Origin of the sequence: Brevibacillus sp. FIR094 (assembly GCF_050477165.1) — a bacterium.
GTDB lineage: Bacteria > Bacillota > Bacilli > Brevibacillales > Brevibacillaceae > Brevibacillus.
Map to the genome: position 1 here is coordinate 1 of NZ_JBEAES010000043.1, position 13,006 is coordinate 13,006.

The 13,006-nt window shown below is 47.4% G+C and carries 15 protein-coding genes; 12 read left to right on the forward strand and 3 right to left on the reverse strand.

Annotated elements, in window-relative coordinates; translation table 11 throughout:
- Positions 1-80 precede the first annotated feature (80 nt).
- On the reverse strand, positions 81-2,129 hold the full coding sequence (locus tag ACQ5DJ_RS26170) for a methyl-accepting chemotaxis protein (RefSeq protein WP_429844994.1): 2,049 nt from the start codon (positions 2,127-2,129) through the stop codon (positions 81-83).
- Between the two features lie 234 nt (positions 2,130-2,363).
- On the opposite strand from ACQ5DJ_RS26170, the gene pstB reads away from it, so the two are divergent.
- Positions 2,364-3,116 carry a phosphate ABC transporter ATP-binding protein PstB gene (gene pstB, locus ACQ5DJ_RS26175; RefSeq protein ID WP_376900471.1) on the forward strand — a complete coding sequence of 251 codons (753 nt, stop codon included), beginning with the start codon at positions 2,364-2,366 and terminating at the stop codon, positions 3,114-3,116.
- 64 nt (positions 3,117-3,180) lie between these two features.
- Here pstB and ACQ5DJ_RS26180 read toward each other — a convergent pair whose 3' ends face one another.
- Positions 3,181-3,519 carry a winged helix-turn-helix transcriptional regulator gene (locus ACQ5DJ_RS26180; RefSeq protein WP_429844995.1) on the reverse strand — a complete coding sequence of 113 codons (339 nt, stop codon included), beginning with the start codon at positions 3,517-3,519 and terminating at the stop codon, positions 3,181-3,183.
- 174 nt (positions 3,520-3,693) lie between these two features.
- On the opposite strand from ACQ5DJ_RS26180, the gene ACQ5DJ_RS26185 reads away from it, so the two are divergent.
- The 8 genes from ACQ5DJ_RS26185 (at position 3,694) to ACQ5DJ_RS26220 (ending at position 10,241) form a co-directional block, all read left to right on the forward strand.
- Positions 3,694-4,317, forward strand: a complete 624-nt coding sequence (locus ACQ5DJ_RS26185) for an ester cyclase (protein ID WP_429844996.1) — start codon at positions 3,694-3,696, stop codon at positions 4,315-4,317.
- A 28-nt stretch (positions 4,318-4,345) separates the two neighbouring features.
- Complete coding sequence (locus ACQ5DJ_RS26190; protein ID WP_429844997.1) at positions 4,346-4,897, forward strand: NAD(P)H-dependent oxidoreductase; 552 nt, start codon at positions 4,346-4,348, stop codon at positions 4,895-4,897.
- Between the two features lie 35 nt (positions 4,898-4,932).
- Positions 4,933-5,646, forward strand: a complete 714-nt coding sequence (locus ACQ5DJ_RS26195; RefSeq protein WP_429844998.1) for an SDR family oxidoreductase — start codon at positions 4,933-4,935, stop codon at positions 5,644-5,646.
- Between the two features lie 107 nt (positions 5,647-5,753).
- Positions 5,754-7,046, forward strand: a complete 1,293-nt coding sequence (locus ACQ5DJ_RS26200; RefSeq protein WP_429844999.1) for an arsenic transporter — start codon at positions 5,754-5,756, stop codon at positions 7,044-7,046.
- 136 nt (positions 7,047-7,182) lie between these two features.
- Positions 7,183-7,572 carry a hypothetical protein gene (locus ACQ5DJ_RS26205; protein WP_144617979.1) on the forward strand — a complete coding sequence of 130 codons (390 nt, stop codon included), beginning with the start codon at positions 7,183-7,185 and terminating at the stop codon, positions 7,570-7,572.
- Between the two features lie 27 nt (positions 7,573-7,599).
- Positions 7,600-8,202 carry a gluconate 2-dehydrogenase subunit 3 family protein gene (locus tag ACQ5DJ_RS26210; RefSeq protein ID WP_429845000.1) on the forward strand — a complete coding sequence of 201 codons (603 nt, stop codon included), beginning with the start codon at positions 7,600-7,602 and terminating at the stop codon, positions 8,200-8,202.
- Positions 8,189-9,808 (forward strand): GMC family oxidoreductase, encoded by a 1,620-nt coding sequence (locus ACQ5DJ_RS26215; RefSeq protein WP_429845001.1) that lies wholly within the window; start codon positions 8,189-8,191, stop codon positions 9,806-9,808. Before ACQ5DJ_RS26210 ends, ACQ5DJ_RS26215 begins: the two co-directional genes overlap by 14 nt.
- 97 nt (positions 9,809-9,905) lie before the next feature.
- Positions 9,906-10,241 carry an ArsR/SmtB family transcription factor gene (locus ACQ5DJ_RS26220; RefSeq protein ID WP_144617976.1) on the forward strand — a complete coding sequence of 112 codons (336 nt, stop codon included), beginning with the start codon at positions 9,906-9,908 and terminating at the stop codon, positions 10,239-10,241.
- A gap of 21 nt (positions 10,242-10,262) precedes the next feature.
- On the opposite strand, the gene ACQ5DJ_RS26225 is transcribed toward ACQ5DJ_RS26220, so the two are convergent.
- Positions 10,263-10,514 (reverse strand): glutaredoxin family protein, encoded by a 252-nt coding sequence (locus ACQ5DJ_RS26225; RefSeq protein WP_429845002.1) that lies wholly within the window; start codon positions 10,512-10,514, stop codon positions 10,263-10,265.
- A gap of 171 nt (positions 10,515-10,685) precedes the next feature.
- Between ACQ5DJ_RS26225 and ACQ5DJ_RS26230 the strand changes: the two genes are divergently transcribed.
- The 3 genes from ACQ5DJ_RS26230 to ACQ5DJ_RS26240 all read left to right on the forward strand — a co-directional run bounded on the left by ACQ5DJ_RS26230 (position 10,686) and on the right by ACQ5DJ_RS26240 (position 12,780).
- Complete coding sequence (locus ACQ5DJ_RS26230) at positions 10,686-10,934, forward strand: gamma-type small acid-soluble spore protein (protein WP_069852110.1); 249 nt, start codon at positions 10,686-10,688, stop codon at positions 10,932-10,934.
- Positions 10,935-11,089: 155 nt separating this feature from the next.
- Positions 11,090-11,476 (forward strand): holo-ACP synthase, encoded by a 387-nt coding sequence (gene acpS / locus ACQ5DJ_RS26235; RefSeq protein WP_429845003.1) that lies wholly within the window; start codon positions 11,090-11,092, stop codon positions 11,474-11,476.
- 266 nt (positions 11,477-11,742) lie between these two features.
- Positions 11,743-12,780 carry a DUF4367 domain-containing protein gene (locus ACQ5DJ_RS26240; protein ID WP_429845004.1) on the forward strand — a complete coding sequence of 346 codons (1,038 nt, stop codon included), beginning with the start codon at positions 11,743-11,745 and terminating at the stop codon, positions 12,778-12,780.
- The last annotated feature ends 226 nt before the right edge of the window (positions 12,781-13,006 follow it).

The following is a 13,006-nucleotide window of genomic DNA, read 5'->3' on the forward strand; positions in this document are numbered from 1 at the left end:
GGTCGCATTCTCTTGAAGGTGTTTTGATTTGTCTTACGTTATGGGGTCAGTCCCTGTGCTTGCAGGAGGGCTTTTTCTTATCATTGTGAATGTCTTTGGAGAGAGGGGCTGTCTTCCGCTTTGAAAAATTTGATCGCTTGCTCCAGATCCTCAACGATATCTGCCAAACGCAGGGAGTCATCGAGAAATTGCTCCGATAAGGATAGACTTTCTTGATTGGCGGCTACGGCTTGCTGTGTGCCTGATACGACTTGATGTGCAGAGGCAGACAGATTGTCTACGCGCTGTGAAATGGCTTGGCTCTGCGTCGAGATTGTTCCTGTGAGCATTCTGATCGATTCAAATTGCGCAGTCAACGCTTCACTGAGCTGGATCGTATTGTGAAAGATAGAAGCGGCCTGGTGCAAGGTTTGAATGCCATTTACAGTAGCGTGATCGGTCGTTTGCAAGCAGGCGGCTACGTGCTCCATTCGTTCTTCCCCTGATTCAATTACCTTTTGAATGCGGGCCGATGCCTCTTCAGTCTGGTCGGACAGCAAGCGAATCTCGTCTGCTACAACACTGAAACCAATTCCGGCTTGTCCAGCCCTGGAAGCTTCGATTCGAGCATTGAAGGACAAAAGCTTGGTTCGCTTGGAGATGGCGGAAATCAGACCGAGCATTTCGTTGATGTCACTCATGCTTTCTCTCATGGAGGACATGGCATGCATAGAAGCTTTCATATCCTCTGAGATACTGTGCATATTTTCTTTTAGCAAATCAATGGAGGTTGCTGCTTTCGCATTTTGCTGACGTGATTCCTGGCTCTGTACGATTGCTTGTTCCATGGAGTCTGTGATCCGAGACATTTCTTGCGTGATGTCGGCCATCGTGGCGTGGATATCATCGATCTGCTCCTGCTGGTTGTCCATTTCTTGGGCAAGCCGTTCTGTTACGGATACGACTTCTGACTGCATGGCGTGAGAATGGCGGGAGCCTTTTCCCACATGATCGGCTACTTGTTTGACGTCTGAGATGACATACTGGATTTTACCGATGATTGTTCGGATTTGTTCACTCATTCGATTGAAGCTGTCAGCTAGCTGGCGAATTTCATCATTGCTTTGAACGTGCATGGTTTGCAGGAGATCGCCCTCGCTAAAGGCGGACATTTTTTGTTGTGCTTCCTTAATCGGCTTGATGATTCGACGTACGTATACATACAGCATCAGGGCGAGTGCAGCGAGCCCGACGAGTGAGACGGCCAAAATGGTAAGCTGGAGGCGACGGACCTCTTTTTTTACCTCGGATACCGACTGAGCGACGATCACACCCCATTTTAGGGAGGGGTCAAATTGATAGGCGGCAAAAGAGTCCACTCCATTAATCCTGCTCGGTTCGTAGCCAGATTGACCAGCGATGACGTTTTGCACGATCGCAAGCTCTGAGAGAAGGGGGCGCTGCAGCGCGTAGGATTGATCGGGATGAGCGACCAGCTTGCCTTGTTGATCAACGATCATGGCATATCCAGTTTCCCCTAGTTTAATCTGCCCGATGGATTCGCTCAGCTTCGGGACAGAGACAAATGCCACGACAACGCCTACGGGCTCCTCGTCTTCATTGCGCAAAGGGAGTGAGACGGCGATCTTGGGAAATTCCGTCTCGGAAAATTGGAAGACATCTGAGACAAAAACCCCCTGCTGCGGCTGATTCAATGCGCCCTCATACCAGTCCATTTTTCGCGGATCGTAGGAGCTGTCGAGGGGTGATCCCGGAAAGGTCAAATACCGTCCGTCTGTGGTGACGATCTGTAACTCGGAAATCGTAGGATTGCTGGCAGACATATCTGTAAAAATGCCAAAGATCTGATTGTTGGTGACCTTACTGTTTTTATAAGTGGAAGCAAATGATTGCAAGGCGGTTACGATGTCATAGACCCTGCTATGTACTTTCTGTAGAGCTGCACCTGATGCCTCGTGTAATTGCTGCTTTGTTTTTTCATTAAGCGTGGCTTCGGATTGATAGCTGATGAAGAAAGCGGCGATTGCCATCATGCAGACAACCATCCCCATAATGCCTGCGAACAGCCTGGTAAAAATTGAACGATAATGAAACGACGAGTGACCCCATAGTTTTCTTATGTCTGGCATTCATTGTTCTCCCCTTATTCGTCAAAACGTTCAGTTTCATTGTAGGGGGTACCTAGGGGAGCGTATATGCTTTACCAGCAAGATTTACCATAACTTAATGTAAAATGACCTATGTACAAAGTCCCAAAACAAAAACTTTATCGAAACTTAATAAACATCACACGGAACCCTAACATTGGTGCGCTATAGTGGGGAAGTAAAAGGACGTAACAATCACGAAGGAGCGAAGACCGTATGAGCGTTATTTCGGTGAGAGAGTTGAATCTCTTCTACGGTAATAAGCAAGCCCTCTATCATATAAATCTGGATGTAGAGCCTGATTCTATTACAGCCTTAATTGGTCCGTCCGGTTGCGGTAAGTCTACCTTTTTACGGACGTTGAATCGAATGAACGATTCTGTACCGAACACGAAAATTACGGGAACAGTTAAAGTGTTCGATGAAGATATTTATAGTAATCGCGTTGAAGTTGAGCGACTTCGCAAAAATATCGGCATGGTGTTTCAGCATCCGAATCCTTTTCCGAAGAGCATCTATGACAACATCACGTACGGGCCGAGACTCCATGGCATGAATGATCGTAATAAGCTGGACGAGTTGGTAGAGACAAGCCTCAAGGCAGCAGCCCTTTGGGATGAAGTGAAGGATGTACTGAAAAAGCCAGCAACAGGGCTTTCCGGTGGACAGCAGCAACGCCTCTGTATCGCACGAGCACTTGCTGTTCAGCCACAGATCATTTTGATGGATGAGCCAACCTCTGCCCTTGATCCGATTTCTACTGCGAAAATCGAAGAGCTGTTGGAAGAGCTGAAGAGCCGGTATACGATTGTAATCGTGACGCACAACATGCAGCAGGCAGCACGTATTTCAGATAAAACTGCGTTTTTCTTGAATGGTGAGCTAGTCGAGTTTGACAGTACCCCGACGATCTTCCAAAATCCTCGTGACAAAAGAACAGAGGATTACATTACCGGACGTTTCGGATAATTCAACAGGCATGATAGTAGGAGAGCGGACTTTTCGAGGTCCGCTCTTTTTGATTTGAAAACGTTTATAACTGTAACCCAAATCTCTTTAACTCAATGAAAATACCTTCCAATCGTTTCCCTTTCTCCGTTAACGTATATTCCACACGCGGAGGGACTTCTGGAAACACCTTCCTTTCCAATATGCCGTGCTCCTCCAATTCCTTAAGTCTGAGCGACAGTGTTTTCGGACTAATCCCATCCATGGATTTCAGCAGGTCGCTGAAACGCAGTGTTCCTTCGATAAGCAGGTCCCGAATGATTAAAAAGGTCCATTTCGTCCCTATTACGTCAAGCGTTTTGGCAATGGGGCAAGGTTGGCCCGGGGTTCCTTTGTTCAGTTCGATTGGCTCAATAACGTTCATCGGAATATCCTCCAAAAAAATTTCAAAAGATTCTTTGGCCTAGTATAGCTCAAAACTATCTTTTCGGAAACTATATGAATAAAATATCACTACTTCCATAAATGAAGTTAGTGTATTTACAATATAAATGTGAACCGATACTTCCCCTCTAAATAAGGAGTTGATCCGAACGACATGATTTCACGCACCAAAAAAATGAGTTCGATAGCTGGTATTGCTGTCATCTTCGGGACGATGCTGTTCGCAACAGCATGCGCGAATGATTCGAAAACGTCTGCTTATGAGAATCAAGCTGCTAAGTTGTCCTCCAAGATAGACGTTCAACTATTGAAGGATCTTCCTCAACCCGTTTCGATGACAATTGATCCCTCATTGGATACAAAAAAAGCTACCGAAATGGTACAGGCCGCTCAACGTTTCTACGGATTCTGGAACACCGGGAATGAGGATCTCATTGCACAAACCGTTTCTCCAAGTTTCATGGATAACACGTTGCCGAAAGGAAGACCTCAAGGTCCCAATGGCCTGTTATTCGCTTCTCGCAACTTTCGTAAAGCAGTTCCCGACTTGCAATGCAAAATTGAGGATTTATTGGTAGTGGGGGACAAGGTGACAGCTCGTCTTTCCTTTACGGGTACGAGCAAAGGCGAGTTTATGGGAAAACCCCTGACTGGAAAGCCCATTCAATTTATGGCGATCGACGTTTTGCGTATCAAGGATGGGAAGCTTGTTGAAGACTGGCACCTGGAAGACAATTTAACTTTTATGCAACAAATTGGCGTCGTAGCGGAAAATTGAATGTCCTAAGGTAAAGGAGATGTAAAAAATGAAAAAAATCCTGATCATCAATGGTCACCAAAAATATGGCTCATCGGAGGGGAAACTGAACCAAACGCTGATGGATCATATGGTGAGTCTGCTCGAGAAAGAGAACCATGTGCAAACGACTATTATTCAAAATGGATACAAAGTCGAAGAAGAGCACCAGAAATTTCTCTGGGCAGATATGGTCATTTATCAAACGCCCATCTACTGGTTCAGTGTCCCTGGGTTATTGAAAACATATATGGATGAAGTATATGCGTACGGTTTGTTTTTCAAGGGTGCTAATCAATACGGAAGAGGCGGTTTATTAACCGACAAAAAATATATGTTCTCGACGACTTGGAATGCTCCAGAAAAAGCATTTAACGATCCGACCCAATTTTTTAAAGGGGAAAGCTTGGAGGATTCAATCAGCCATTTACACCGCGTACAGGAATTTTTGGGCATGCAACCTGTCAAGAGCTTTGCTTGCTATGATGTCATCAAAAATCCGCAGATCGATCGATTTGTATCCGAACTCGAGACGCATCTCAAACAAGTATTAAGTTTCTAATGAAAATCTCACAGTAAAAGGGGAGAGATCCAATCATGTTGCACAATCAAAAGATAGTGATCATCGGCGGAAGCTCCGGAATTGGTTTGGAGACAGCCAGACAGGCAGTAGCGCTAGGAGCAGAAGTGATCATTGCCAGCCGTTCCGAAGAAAAATTGCAGAAGGCAAAAGAGAGTCTGGGCTCCAAAGCCTCGGCGTATACGCTGGATACCACCGATGAGCAGCAAGTTCAGGCCTTTTTTGAAAAAGTAGGCACGTTTGATCATCTGGTCGTCAGTGCGGCGGAAACATCTGGAGGTTCATTCCTTCAAACGGATACAGCCCAAGCACGGAAGTTGTTCGATAACAAATTCTGGGGTCAATATTACGCAGCGAAGTACGGAGCGCCGAAGATTTCAACAAACGGTTCCATCACCTTATTCTCTGGGGTTGTGGCCTACAAAGCGATGATTGGTTCGTCTGCGCTTGGTGCAGTAAATGCGGCTGTATCGAATCTGGGGCAAACCCTCGCCTTGGAGCTAGCACCAATCCGAGTGAATATCGTTTCACCTGGCATTATTGATACGCCATCACGCAGCAAAATGCCTGAAGACGTGCGCAATAATTTTTATGCAACATTGGCAGACAAACTCCCTGTGAAACGAGTTGGGCAAGCCAAAGACGTCGCACAAAGCGTACTATACCTGCTCCAAAATAGTTTTGTAACCGGAACGGTTCTTCATGTAGAAGGTGGCCACATTTTACTGTAAAGGATTCCATTACCGGACGTTTCGGATCATTTTAATTTGTAGTATGGTAGGAGAGCGGACTTTTCGAGGTCTGCTCTTTTTTGGTTTTTGGAAAGGAGATACATGCAGTGGTTTGGATTTCATTCTTTCTTTTTCTGATCACGTTGACATTGGTCATCTGGCAACCACGGGGGCTGTCGATTGGCTATCCGGCAGTCGGTGGAGCACTGTTGGCCTTGGCGATCGGGGTAGTCACAATAGCGGATGTCGCAGAGGTCACCTCGATTGTTTGGAATGCAACGCTCGCGTTAATCGGAATTATTATCATTTCACTTGTATTGGACGAAATCGGTTTTTTTGAATGGGCTGCGCTTCATATGGCTCGTTTTGCCAAAGGGAATGGGCGGCTGATGTTCGTTTATGTCATCCTGCTTGGTTCACTCGTATCCGCCTTGTTTACGAATGATGGGGCAGCCTTGATTTTGACACCGATTGTGTTGGCACAGGTGCGCGCACTAAAACTGGATGGGAAAACGGTTTTGGCATTTGTCATGGCGAGCGGATTCATTGCAGATACGAGTTCTTTGCCCTTTGTGATTAGCAATCTGGTGAATATTGTTTCGGCTGACTATTTTGATATTGGCTTTGCTGTGTATGCGGCCAAAATGATCATTCCCACTTTGTTTTCGATTGGTGGAAGTCTGCTGGTTTTGTACCTATATTTTCGCAAAAGCATCCCGGCGCAGGTTGACCTTTCCCATCTGAAGAATCCGGAGGAAGCGATTCGCGACCTCAGAATGTTTCGCTTGGCGTGGCCGATTCTTGCGGTCTTGTTGATTGGCTTTTTTATTAGCGAGTCTATCCATACACCCGTTTCTATCATCATTGCGGGGGCGGCCATCATTTTTTGCCTGGCTGCAAGAAAAAGTGAAGCGATCGCTATGCGGCGAATTATGAAAGAAGCGCCGTGGGTAGTCGTTATTTTTTCGATTGGCATGTATGTCGTGGTGTGGGGACTGCACAACGCGAGATTGACTGACTTGGTCAAGGACACCTTGGATTGGTTCATGGCGCATGGTTTATTGGCTACAACCTTGGGAACAGGCTTTCTCGCTGCTGTTCTTTCCTCTGTCATGAACAACCTTCCGACAGTCATGTTCAACGCGTTGGCGATTGCTGGGACACAGGCAGACGGAGTGTTGCGGGAAGCCATGATCTACGCGAATGTGATCGGGAGCGATTTGGGGCCGAAAATGACCCCGATTGGATCACTGGCGACCTTACTCTGGTTGCATGTTTTGGGACGTAAAGACGTGACGATAACGTGGGGACAGTACTTTCGGACGGGGGTTATTTTGACCGTACCGACATTGACGGTGACCTTGCTTGGATTGTATTTGACGTTAGTTTATTTTTCATAGGGAATGAAAAGCCTGCTGGTTAATAGTCAGCGGGTTTTTTTCTATTCATCACGATGCTTGAAGTGAAATAGGCAGAATAGGACCTGACAAGGACGGAAAAAATAGGCACAACGTACGTAAAAAGGAGGATGTTTCCATGTGGCATGGCTGGCCGATCGAACGCGTACTAATACTTTTTGCTGGATTGGCGTTTGCCCTGATTGCGGTTCAGGTCACACTTTTTCACTCCAGACAAAACTTCCGGCATTGGGCAATGTGGATTCCCGTGCTTGAACTCCCTGTATTTGCGGTTACTGCTATTGTTTTATCGTTTGTGAATGTGGGGTGGCTGCGTTGGGTGTTTGCCTTGATGATGGTGGTTGGTGTGGCTGGTGGTTTGTACGGAGCCTATTTGCATACGGTCGGGGTTGGGCAGCGTGTGGGAGGTTATTCACAAGGTCAAAATTTTCTCGTCGGTCCTCCTGTGATTCTTCCTTTACTGATCACGGCAATGTCGGCATTAGGGCTTCTTGCGCTGTTTTGGTAAAAATCGTTTTCGAAGGGGTGAGAGGACATGGAGAAGCCTGGACGTTACCCATCCTATGATGTTTGGGACCAGCATACAGAGTGGGATGCTCACACCAGGAAAGTAGTAGGGGCCAGGCGAATGCCGGCGATTGCCAACCAATTTTTTACGAAGCCTGAATCCTTGCTCTTACAGACAGTCGTGGGTGTATTGGTCCATGATCACCGTTTGGAGGTGCTGACCTTTGTGGTAGAGCATCTGGATAATACGACGGCTAGTAATATCGGCGAATCGCAACGTAAGGTCGGAGTTCCACCCAAAAAAGAGCTTTATCGCTCGGGCTTGAAAGGGATTGATGCGGAGAGTCATGCCGCTTATGGAAATGATTTTGTCGCGTTAAAGCTAGACCAGCAGGAAGCCGTTCTTCAGCACGTCGCGAATGGGGGTATCCAAAACCAGGAGGCGTGGACGAACTTGGCTCCCGCAGATTTTTTTAAGCAGTTGCTGCATGACACAGTCAGTGCGTACTATTCACATCCGTTGGTTTGGTCGGACATCGGCTACGGCGGACCCGCTTATCCGCGCGGCTATGTACGGGTGGAAAAAGGATTGACGGACCCATGGGAGGCGAAAGCAAATGACGAGTCATGACCATCGTACGATTACTCATCGCCCCACTCCTGTGGATCACAGACAATTCGCCGATGACGCAGATGTATGCATCGTAGGTGCTGGAGCGGCAGGAGGCGTACTGGCTTATGAGCTGGCAAAAGCCGGGTTACGCGTAGTCGTATTGGAAGCAGGGCCGTTTTGGGACCCGCAACACGATTTTGCCAGTGATGAGCTGTCGATGCGGAGATTGGCATGGCAGGAAACGAGGCTGGTAGCAGGCAATGACCCACTTCGTTTGGGACATAACAACTCAGGACGGGGAATTGGAGGAGGCACCGTGCATTTTACTGGGGTGTTCCTGCGGTTCCACGAGAGTGATTTTAAGACGAAGACCGCAGACGGCGTAGGGGAAGACTGGCCGATTACGTATCAGGATCTTGCCCCGTATTACGACAAGATTGAACGGGAGATTGCGGTCTCAGGTCCCAATCATTTTCCGTGGGGTACCTTTCAAGGCCCGTATCCGTACCCCGTTCGGGAGCCAATCAGTGCCAATGCCCAACTGTTCCGGGAAGGGTGCGAGAAGCTGGGAATCGAGAGTGTGGTCGCCCCTCTGGCGATTTTATCGGCTCCCTTTGATGGACGTCCCCCCTGTATCAATCGTGGCTTTTGCAATCAAGGGTGCATGCCGAATGCCAAGTACAGCGGGTTGATTCATCATATCCCCAAAGCGATAGCGGAGGGGGCAGAGGTGCTGTCCGACTGCATGGTGACGGAAATTTTGATGGCTGGCGACCGGGTCAGTGGCGTGTTGTTCAACCACAATGGTTTGACGCACAGGCAAATGGCTCGTGTGGTCATTTTGGCCGGGTTTGTAGTGGAGACTCCCAGATTGCTGCTCAGTTCGGCGAATGCTCAGTTTCCGCAAGGGCTGGCGAATTCGAGTGGATGGGTAGGAAAAGCTATTATGCCTCACTCCAGTCATGATGTATACGGACGACTCCCGGAGGAAGTGCGATTGTATAAAGGAACACCTGTCCTTGCTTTGACCCAGCATTTTTATGAGACGGACCGGGAACGAGGATTTGCCCGCGGATATACATTGAGTGCACACGGGTCACGTCCAGTCGGGATGGCGGCTGCTATTGCTGCCGAGAGGGAAGACGGCTCGTATTTATGGGGAAAACAGCTTCGAGAGACCATGCTGGATTACAATATGTATGCGCGGATCACCTTGGTCGGGGAAGTGTTGCCTCATCCCGATAACAGAGTGACGCTCTCTGGAGAAAAAGATGAATACGGAATGCCGATCCCTACGGTAACGTTCAGTTATCAGGAGAACGACAAACAACTGTACAAGCATGCTATTGGGCAAATGAACAGGATTATAGAAGCGATGGGGGGGCAGCCGGAGCATGTGGTATCTGATACCGCTCATCTCATGGGAGGATGCCGAATGGGGAATGACAGGGAAACTTCTGTTGTGAATGAATATGGGCAGTCACATGACATACCCAATCTTTTCATAACAGGTGCTTCTACGTTCGTTACCTCGAGTGGCAGCAACCCGACAAATACAGTGATGGCGCTGGCTGCGCGCACTGCAGACAAGATTATTGAAACGATGAAAAAGCAAGATGTATAAGCAGGGTTCACATAACTTTTGCGATCCTATCTTCCCCATCATATAAGCCATATAGTATACTGATAAACAGATATGTAAGGCAAAGGTGGGTATCCTTATGGAAATGGATTTGATGCAGGTTCTGTTTTTGTCAGAGACTTATAAGCTACTTGGTGACAAGACGCGCTTGACGATCATGGCTCTCCTGCAAGTACAGTCCTTATGTGTTCGTGATCTCGTGGAAATTTTGCAAACTTCCCAGCCTTCTGTTTCCCAGCACTTAGCTAAGCTCAAAACTCATGGTTTGGTCAAAGAGCGTCGGAAGGGACCGTGGGTATATTACTCCGTTAATGCAGAATGCGGACCTGAAGTTAAGCAAATTTTGTCTAACTTGCCGGATATGTCGCCAATCGTCAAACAAAAATCAGTTGCAAGTGAACCTTCATTTGGCTGATCAGTCGTAAAAAGCGTTGGATCAATTGAGATCCAACGCTTTTTTTAGTTCTTCTTTGTCAAATCCATGGATGACCATTTGCTCGCCGTTTTCTTTTTCAATGTAGGTTACAGGTGTCATGCTGGCGCCTAATTGAATGGCTTCCTGGAAATAAGCCTGGTTTTGTCGGATGTCTCTGTCTTCGAAAGCAATGTTGTTTGAAGTCAGCCACATTTTTTCTTCCTGACAAGGACCGCAAGTGACTTGGGTATAGATAATAACCTTGTGAGCCATACAGAATTGCTCCTTTCAAAAGCAGAGTAAAAGCTTCGCACTTTCCAATATGAATGATCGGTCGAGACAAAGCAAGTCAACAACAGCATGATTTGGAAAAATGAGGATGGATACACACATAGGGGGCTGTACAAATTATATTCAGTGACGTCGAGGAGGTGAATGTAAACGATGCCTAAACAAAACAAACAAGCTGGTATGGGCAAAGCGAACCAAGCTAGCCAAGCAGCAAACACTGCGACTGAATTCGCAAGTGAAACAAACGCAGCAGAGGTTCGTAGTCAGAACCAACAATCCGCACAACGCGCTGCTTCCCAAGGCGCTGCGACTGAGTTCGCAAGTGAGACAAATGTTGCGGAAGTTCGCCGTCAAAACCAACAATCGGCTGCACAACAATCTTCTGGCCAAGCTACTGAGTAAGAGCCAGCGGAAAAAGGCCCTCGCAATTTGCGGGGGTTTTCTTATTTTTACGGAAAGTCTATGCGAGTAATGTGGTTTCTATCCTCGCGCTTGCAAAAGCGTGGAAGTGGATGATACTGTGATTCGTAAAACAGCCCACTAGGAGGCAATTGCTCATGATCATTGGAACAGGCGTAGACATAGTGGAAATAGAGCGCATCGCTACTTTGATAAAAAGACAAGAGCGTGCGATCAAACACTTTTTGACCACAGATGAACAACAGCTCCTGCATGGAAAGACAGAGACGAGACAGGCGGAAATGGTTGCAGGCAGATTTGCAGCCAAGGAAGCGGGAGCAAAGGCTCTTGGCACAGGCATTGGTGCCGTACTCAGCTTTTTGGATATGGAAATCCTCCCGAACAATTTGGGTAAGCCGATCATGACTATAAAGCATGAGGTGTACAGTAAACTCGATCTGGACCCCGCTCGCGTTCATATTCATGTGAGTATTTCGCATAGCCAAACGCATGCGATTGCGCAAGTCATTGTAGAAGAACGATAGATGTTTTGAATACCTTCGATAAACTTGTCTGCATATTGGGACGAGGATGGACATACATTTATATCGCGTAGATCAGGAGGGACTACCTGCTCTTACACAGGAAGGCTAAGTCTGTAGCCGATCCAAGCGATATATCGCCAACTTCGTATTCATTTGCAACCATTGACACGATGTGCGCTGCATGGGCGAGAGACTGACAGATTTCCCAGGAAATAGACAGGGATGCCCTTCTTTGTCGAAAATATTGACAAGGAGGAGTTCATTGAATGAAACGGGTAGCTTTACCACTGGTGTTATTGTTGGTTTTCACCCTGTTCCTCGGCGGTTGTTTCGGTCAAAAAACACCAGAAGATGTGGTGAGCGACCTGAACGGTACGCTGGGAAAAATGACTGGGTACAAGTCTCAGGCTGTTTTGACCATGCAGACAGGCTCTACCCCCATGGAGTACGATGTTCAGGTCTGGTATGAAAAGCCAACCAACTATCGGGTAGCTCTCACCTCGAAGCAGCGTGGCATTACACAAATCATCTTGCGAAACAATGAGGGAGTCTTTGTACTGACCCCGCATCTGAACAAGAGCTTCCGCTTCCAAAGTGGCTGGCCTGAGAACAACGGACCGTTGTATCTATACGAAACGCTGGCCAAGAGCATTATCGATGACACTGAACGCCAAATGAAGATGGAAGAAAAACAGTATGTATTCGAAGTGAAAGCGAACTACAGCGGCAATCGTTCTTTGACCAAGCAAAAAATTTGGCTGACAGAAGATTTCAAACCGACGCACGCCGAAATTATGGATGCTAGCATGAATCCGCTCGTACGGATTGATTTCACTGATTTTTCGTTCAACCCTATGTTTGACAAAGACTCCTTTGACAAAGAGCGCAACATGACAACAAGCTCGTTGACAACGATCCCAACAATGGCGCAAGCAAATGGACAGGTCGTGAAACAGCCGAACAGCCAATTCGGTGTCATCGTCCCTACGTATATGCCAGAAGGGGTTAAGCAAGGAGATATCGAGCCGGTTACCCGTGATGGGGAGAGAAAAGTCATCTTGACCTACAAAGGGGCCTACAATTACAAGGTAATCGAAGGGCGTCCGACAGCAGCATCTGTGTCGTATGAGCAAGGGATGCCTGTGAACCTCGGCTTTACGGTTGGTGTGCTTGCGCAGACAGGTGAAAATCAACGACTGCTGACATGGGAGCTAGACGGCATCGAATATACAATCGCGGGGGATCTGCCTGAGGAAGAAATGGTGAATGTCGCACAGTCGACATATGGTCTCAGCGCAAAATAAAAGTGTGGGAGAGGGGACGGTGAATGCCGTCCTCTTTTGCTGTCTTCTGGGAAAGTGGCTGCGGTGGAGGGGAAGAAGCGCATTTCCAGTCTACGCTTCGGCCTACGCCCTGCAAGGAGTTAAACTGTCCGCTCCGGAGGCGCTTGAACTGGAAATGCACTTCTTCCCAAGTGGCTTTGTCCCACTACTCAAAGGATGATCTTCCTAAGTTTTAAAAAAAGCGATG

Excerpts from the sequence above, each read along its gene's own strand:
- ACQ5DJ_RS26170 (WP_429844994.1), bottom strand. The coding sequence starts at position 2,129 with ATGCCAGACATAAGAAAACTATGGGGTCACTCGTCGTTTCATTATCGT.
- pstB (WP_376900471.1), top strand. The coding sequence starts at position 2,364 with ATGAGCGTTATTTCGGTGAGAGAGTTGAATCTCTTCTACGGTAATAAG.
- ACQ5DJ_RS26180 (WP_429844995.1), bottom strand. The coding sequence starts at position 3,519 with ATGAACGTTATTGAGCCAATCGAACTGAACAAAGGAACCCCGGGCCAA.
- ACQ5DJ_RS26185 (WP_429844996.1), top strand. The coding sequence starts at position 3,694 with ATGATTTCACGCACCAAAAAAATGAGTTCGATAGCTGGTATTGCTGTC.
- ACQ5DJ_RS26190 (WP_429844997.1), top strand. The coding sequence starts at position 4,346 with ATGAAAAAAATCCTGATCATCAATGGTCACCAAAAATATGGCTCATCG.
- ACQ5DJ_RS26195 (WP_429844998.1), top strand. The coding sequence starts at position 4,933 with ATGTTGCACAATCAAAAGATAGTGATCATCGGCGGAAGCTCCGGAATT.
- ACQ5DJ_RS26205 (WP_144617979.1), top strand. The coding sequence starts at position 7,183 with ATGTGGCATGGCTGGCCGATCGAACGCGTACTAATACTTTTTGCTGGA.
- ACQ5DJ_RS26210 (WP_429845000.1), top strand. The coding sequence starts at position 7,600 with ATGGAGAAGCCTGGACGTTACCCATCCTATGATGTTTGGGACCAGCAT.
- ACQ5DJ_RS26215 (WP_429845001.1), top strand. The coding sequence starts at position 8,189 with ATGACGAGTCATGACCATCGTACGATTACTCATCGCCCCACTCCTGTG.
- ACQ5DJ_RS26220 (WP_144617976.1), top strand. The coding sequence starts at position 9,906 with ATGGAAATGGATTTGATGCAGGTTCTGTTTTTGTCAGAGACTTATAAG.
- ACQ5DJ_RS26225 (WP_429845002.1), bottom strand. The coding sequence starts at position 10,514 with ATGGCTCACAAGGTTATTATCTATACCCAAGTCACTTGCGGTCCTTGT.
- ACQ5DJ_RS26230 (WP_069852110.1), top strand. The coding sequence starts at position 10,686 with ATGCCTAAACAAAACAAACAAGCTGGTATGGGCAAAGCGAACCAAGCT.
- acpS (WP_429845003.1), top strand. The coding sequence starts at position 11,090 with ATGATCATTGGAACAGGCGTAGACATAGTGGAAATAGAGCGCATCGCT.
- ACQ5DJ_RS26240 (WP_429845004.1), top strand. The coding sequence starts at position 11,743 with ATGAAACGGGTAGCTTTACCACTGGTGTTATTGTTGGTTTTCACCCTG.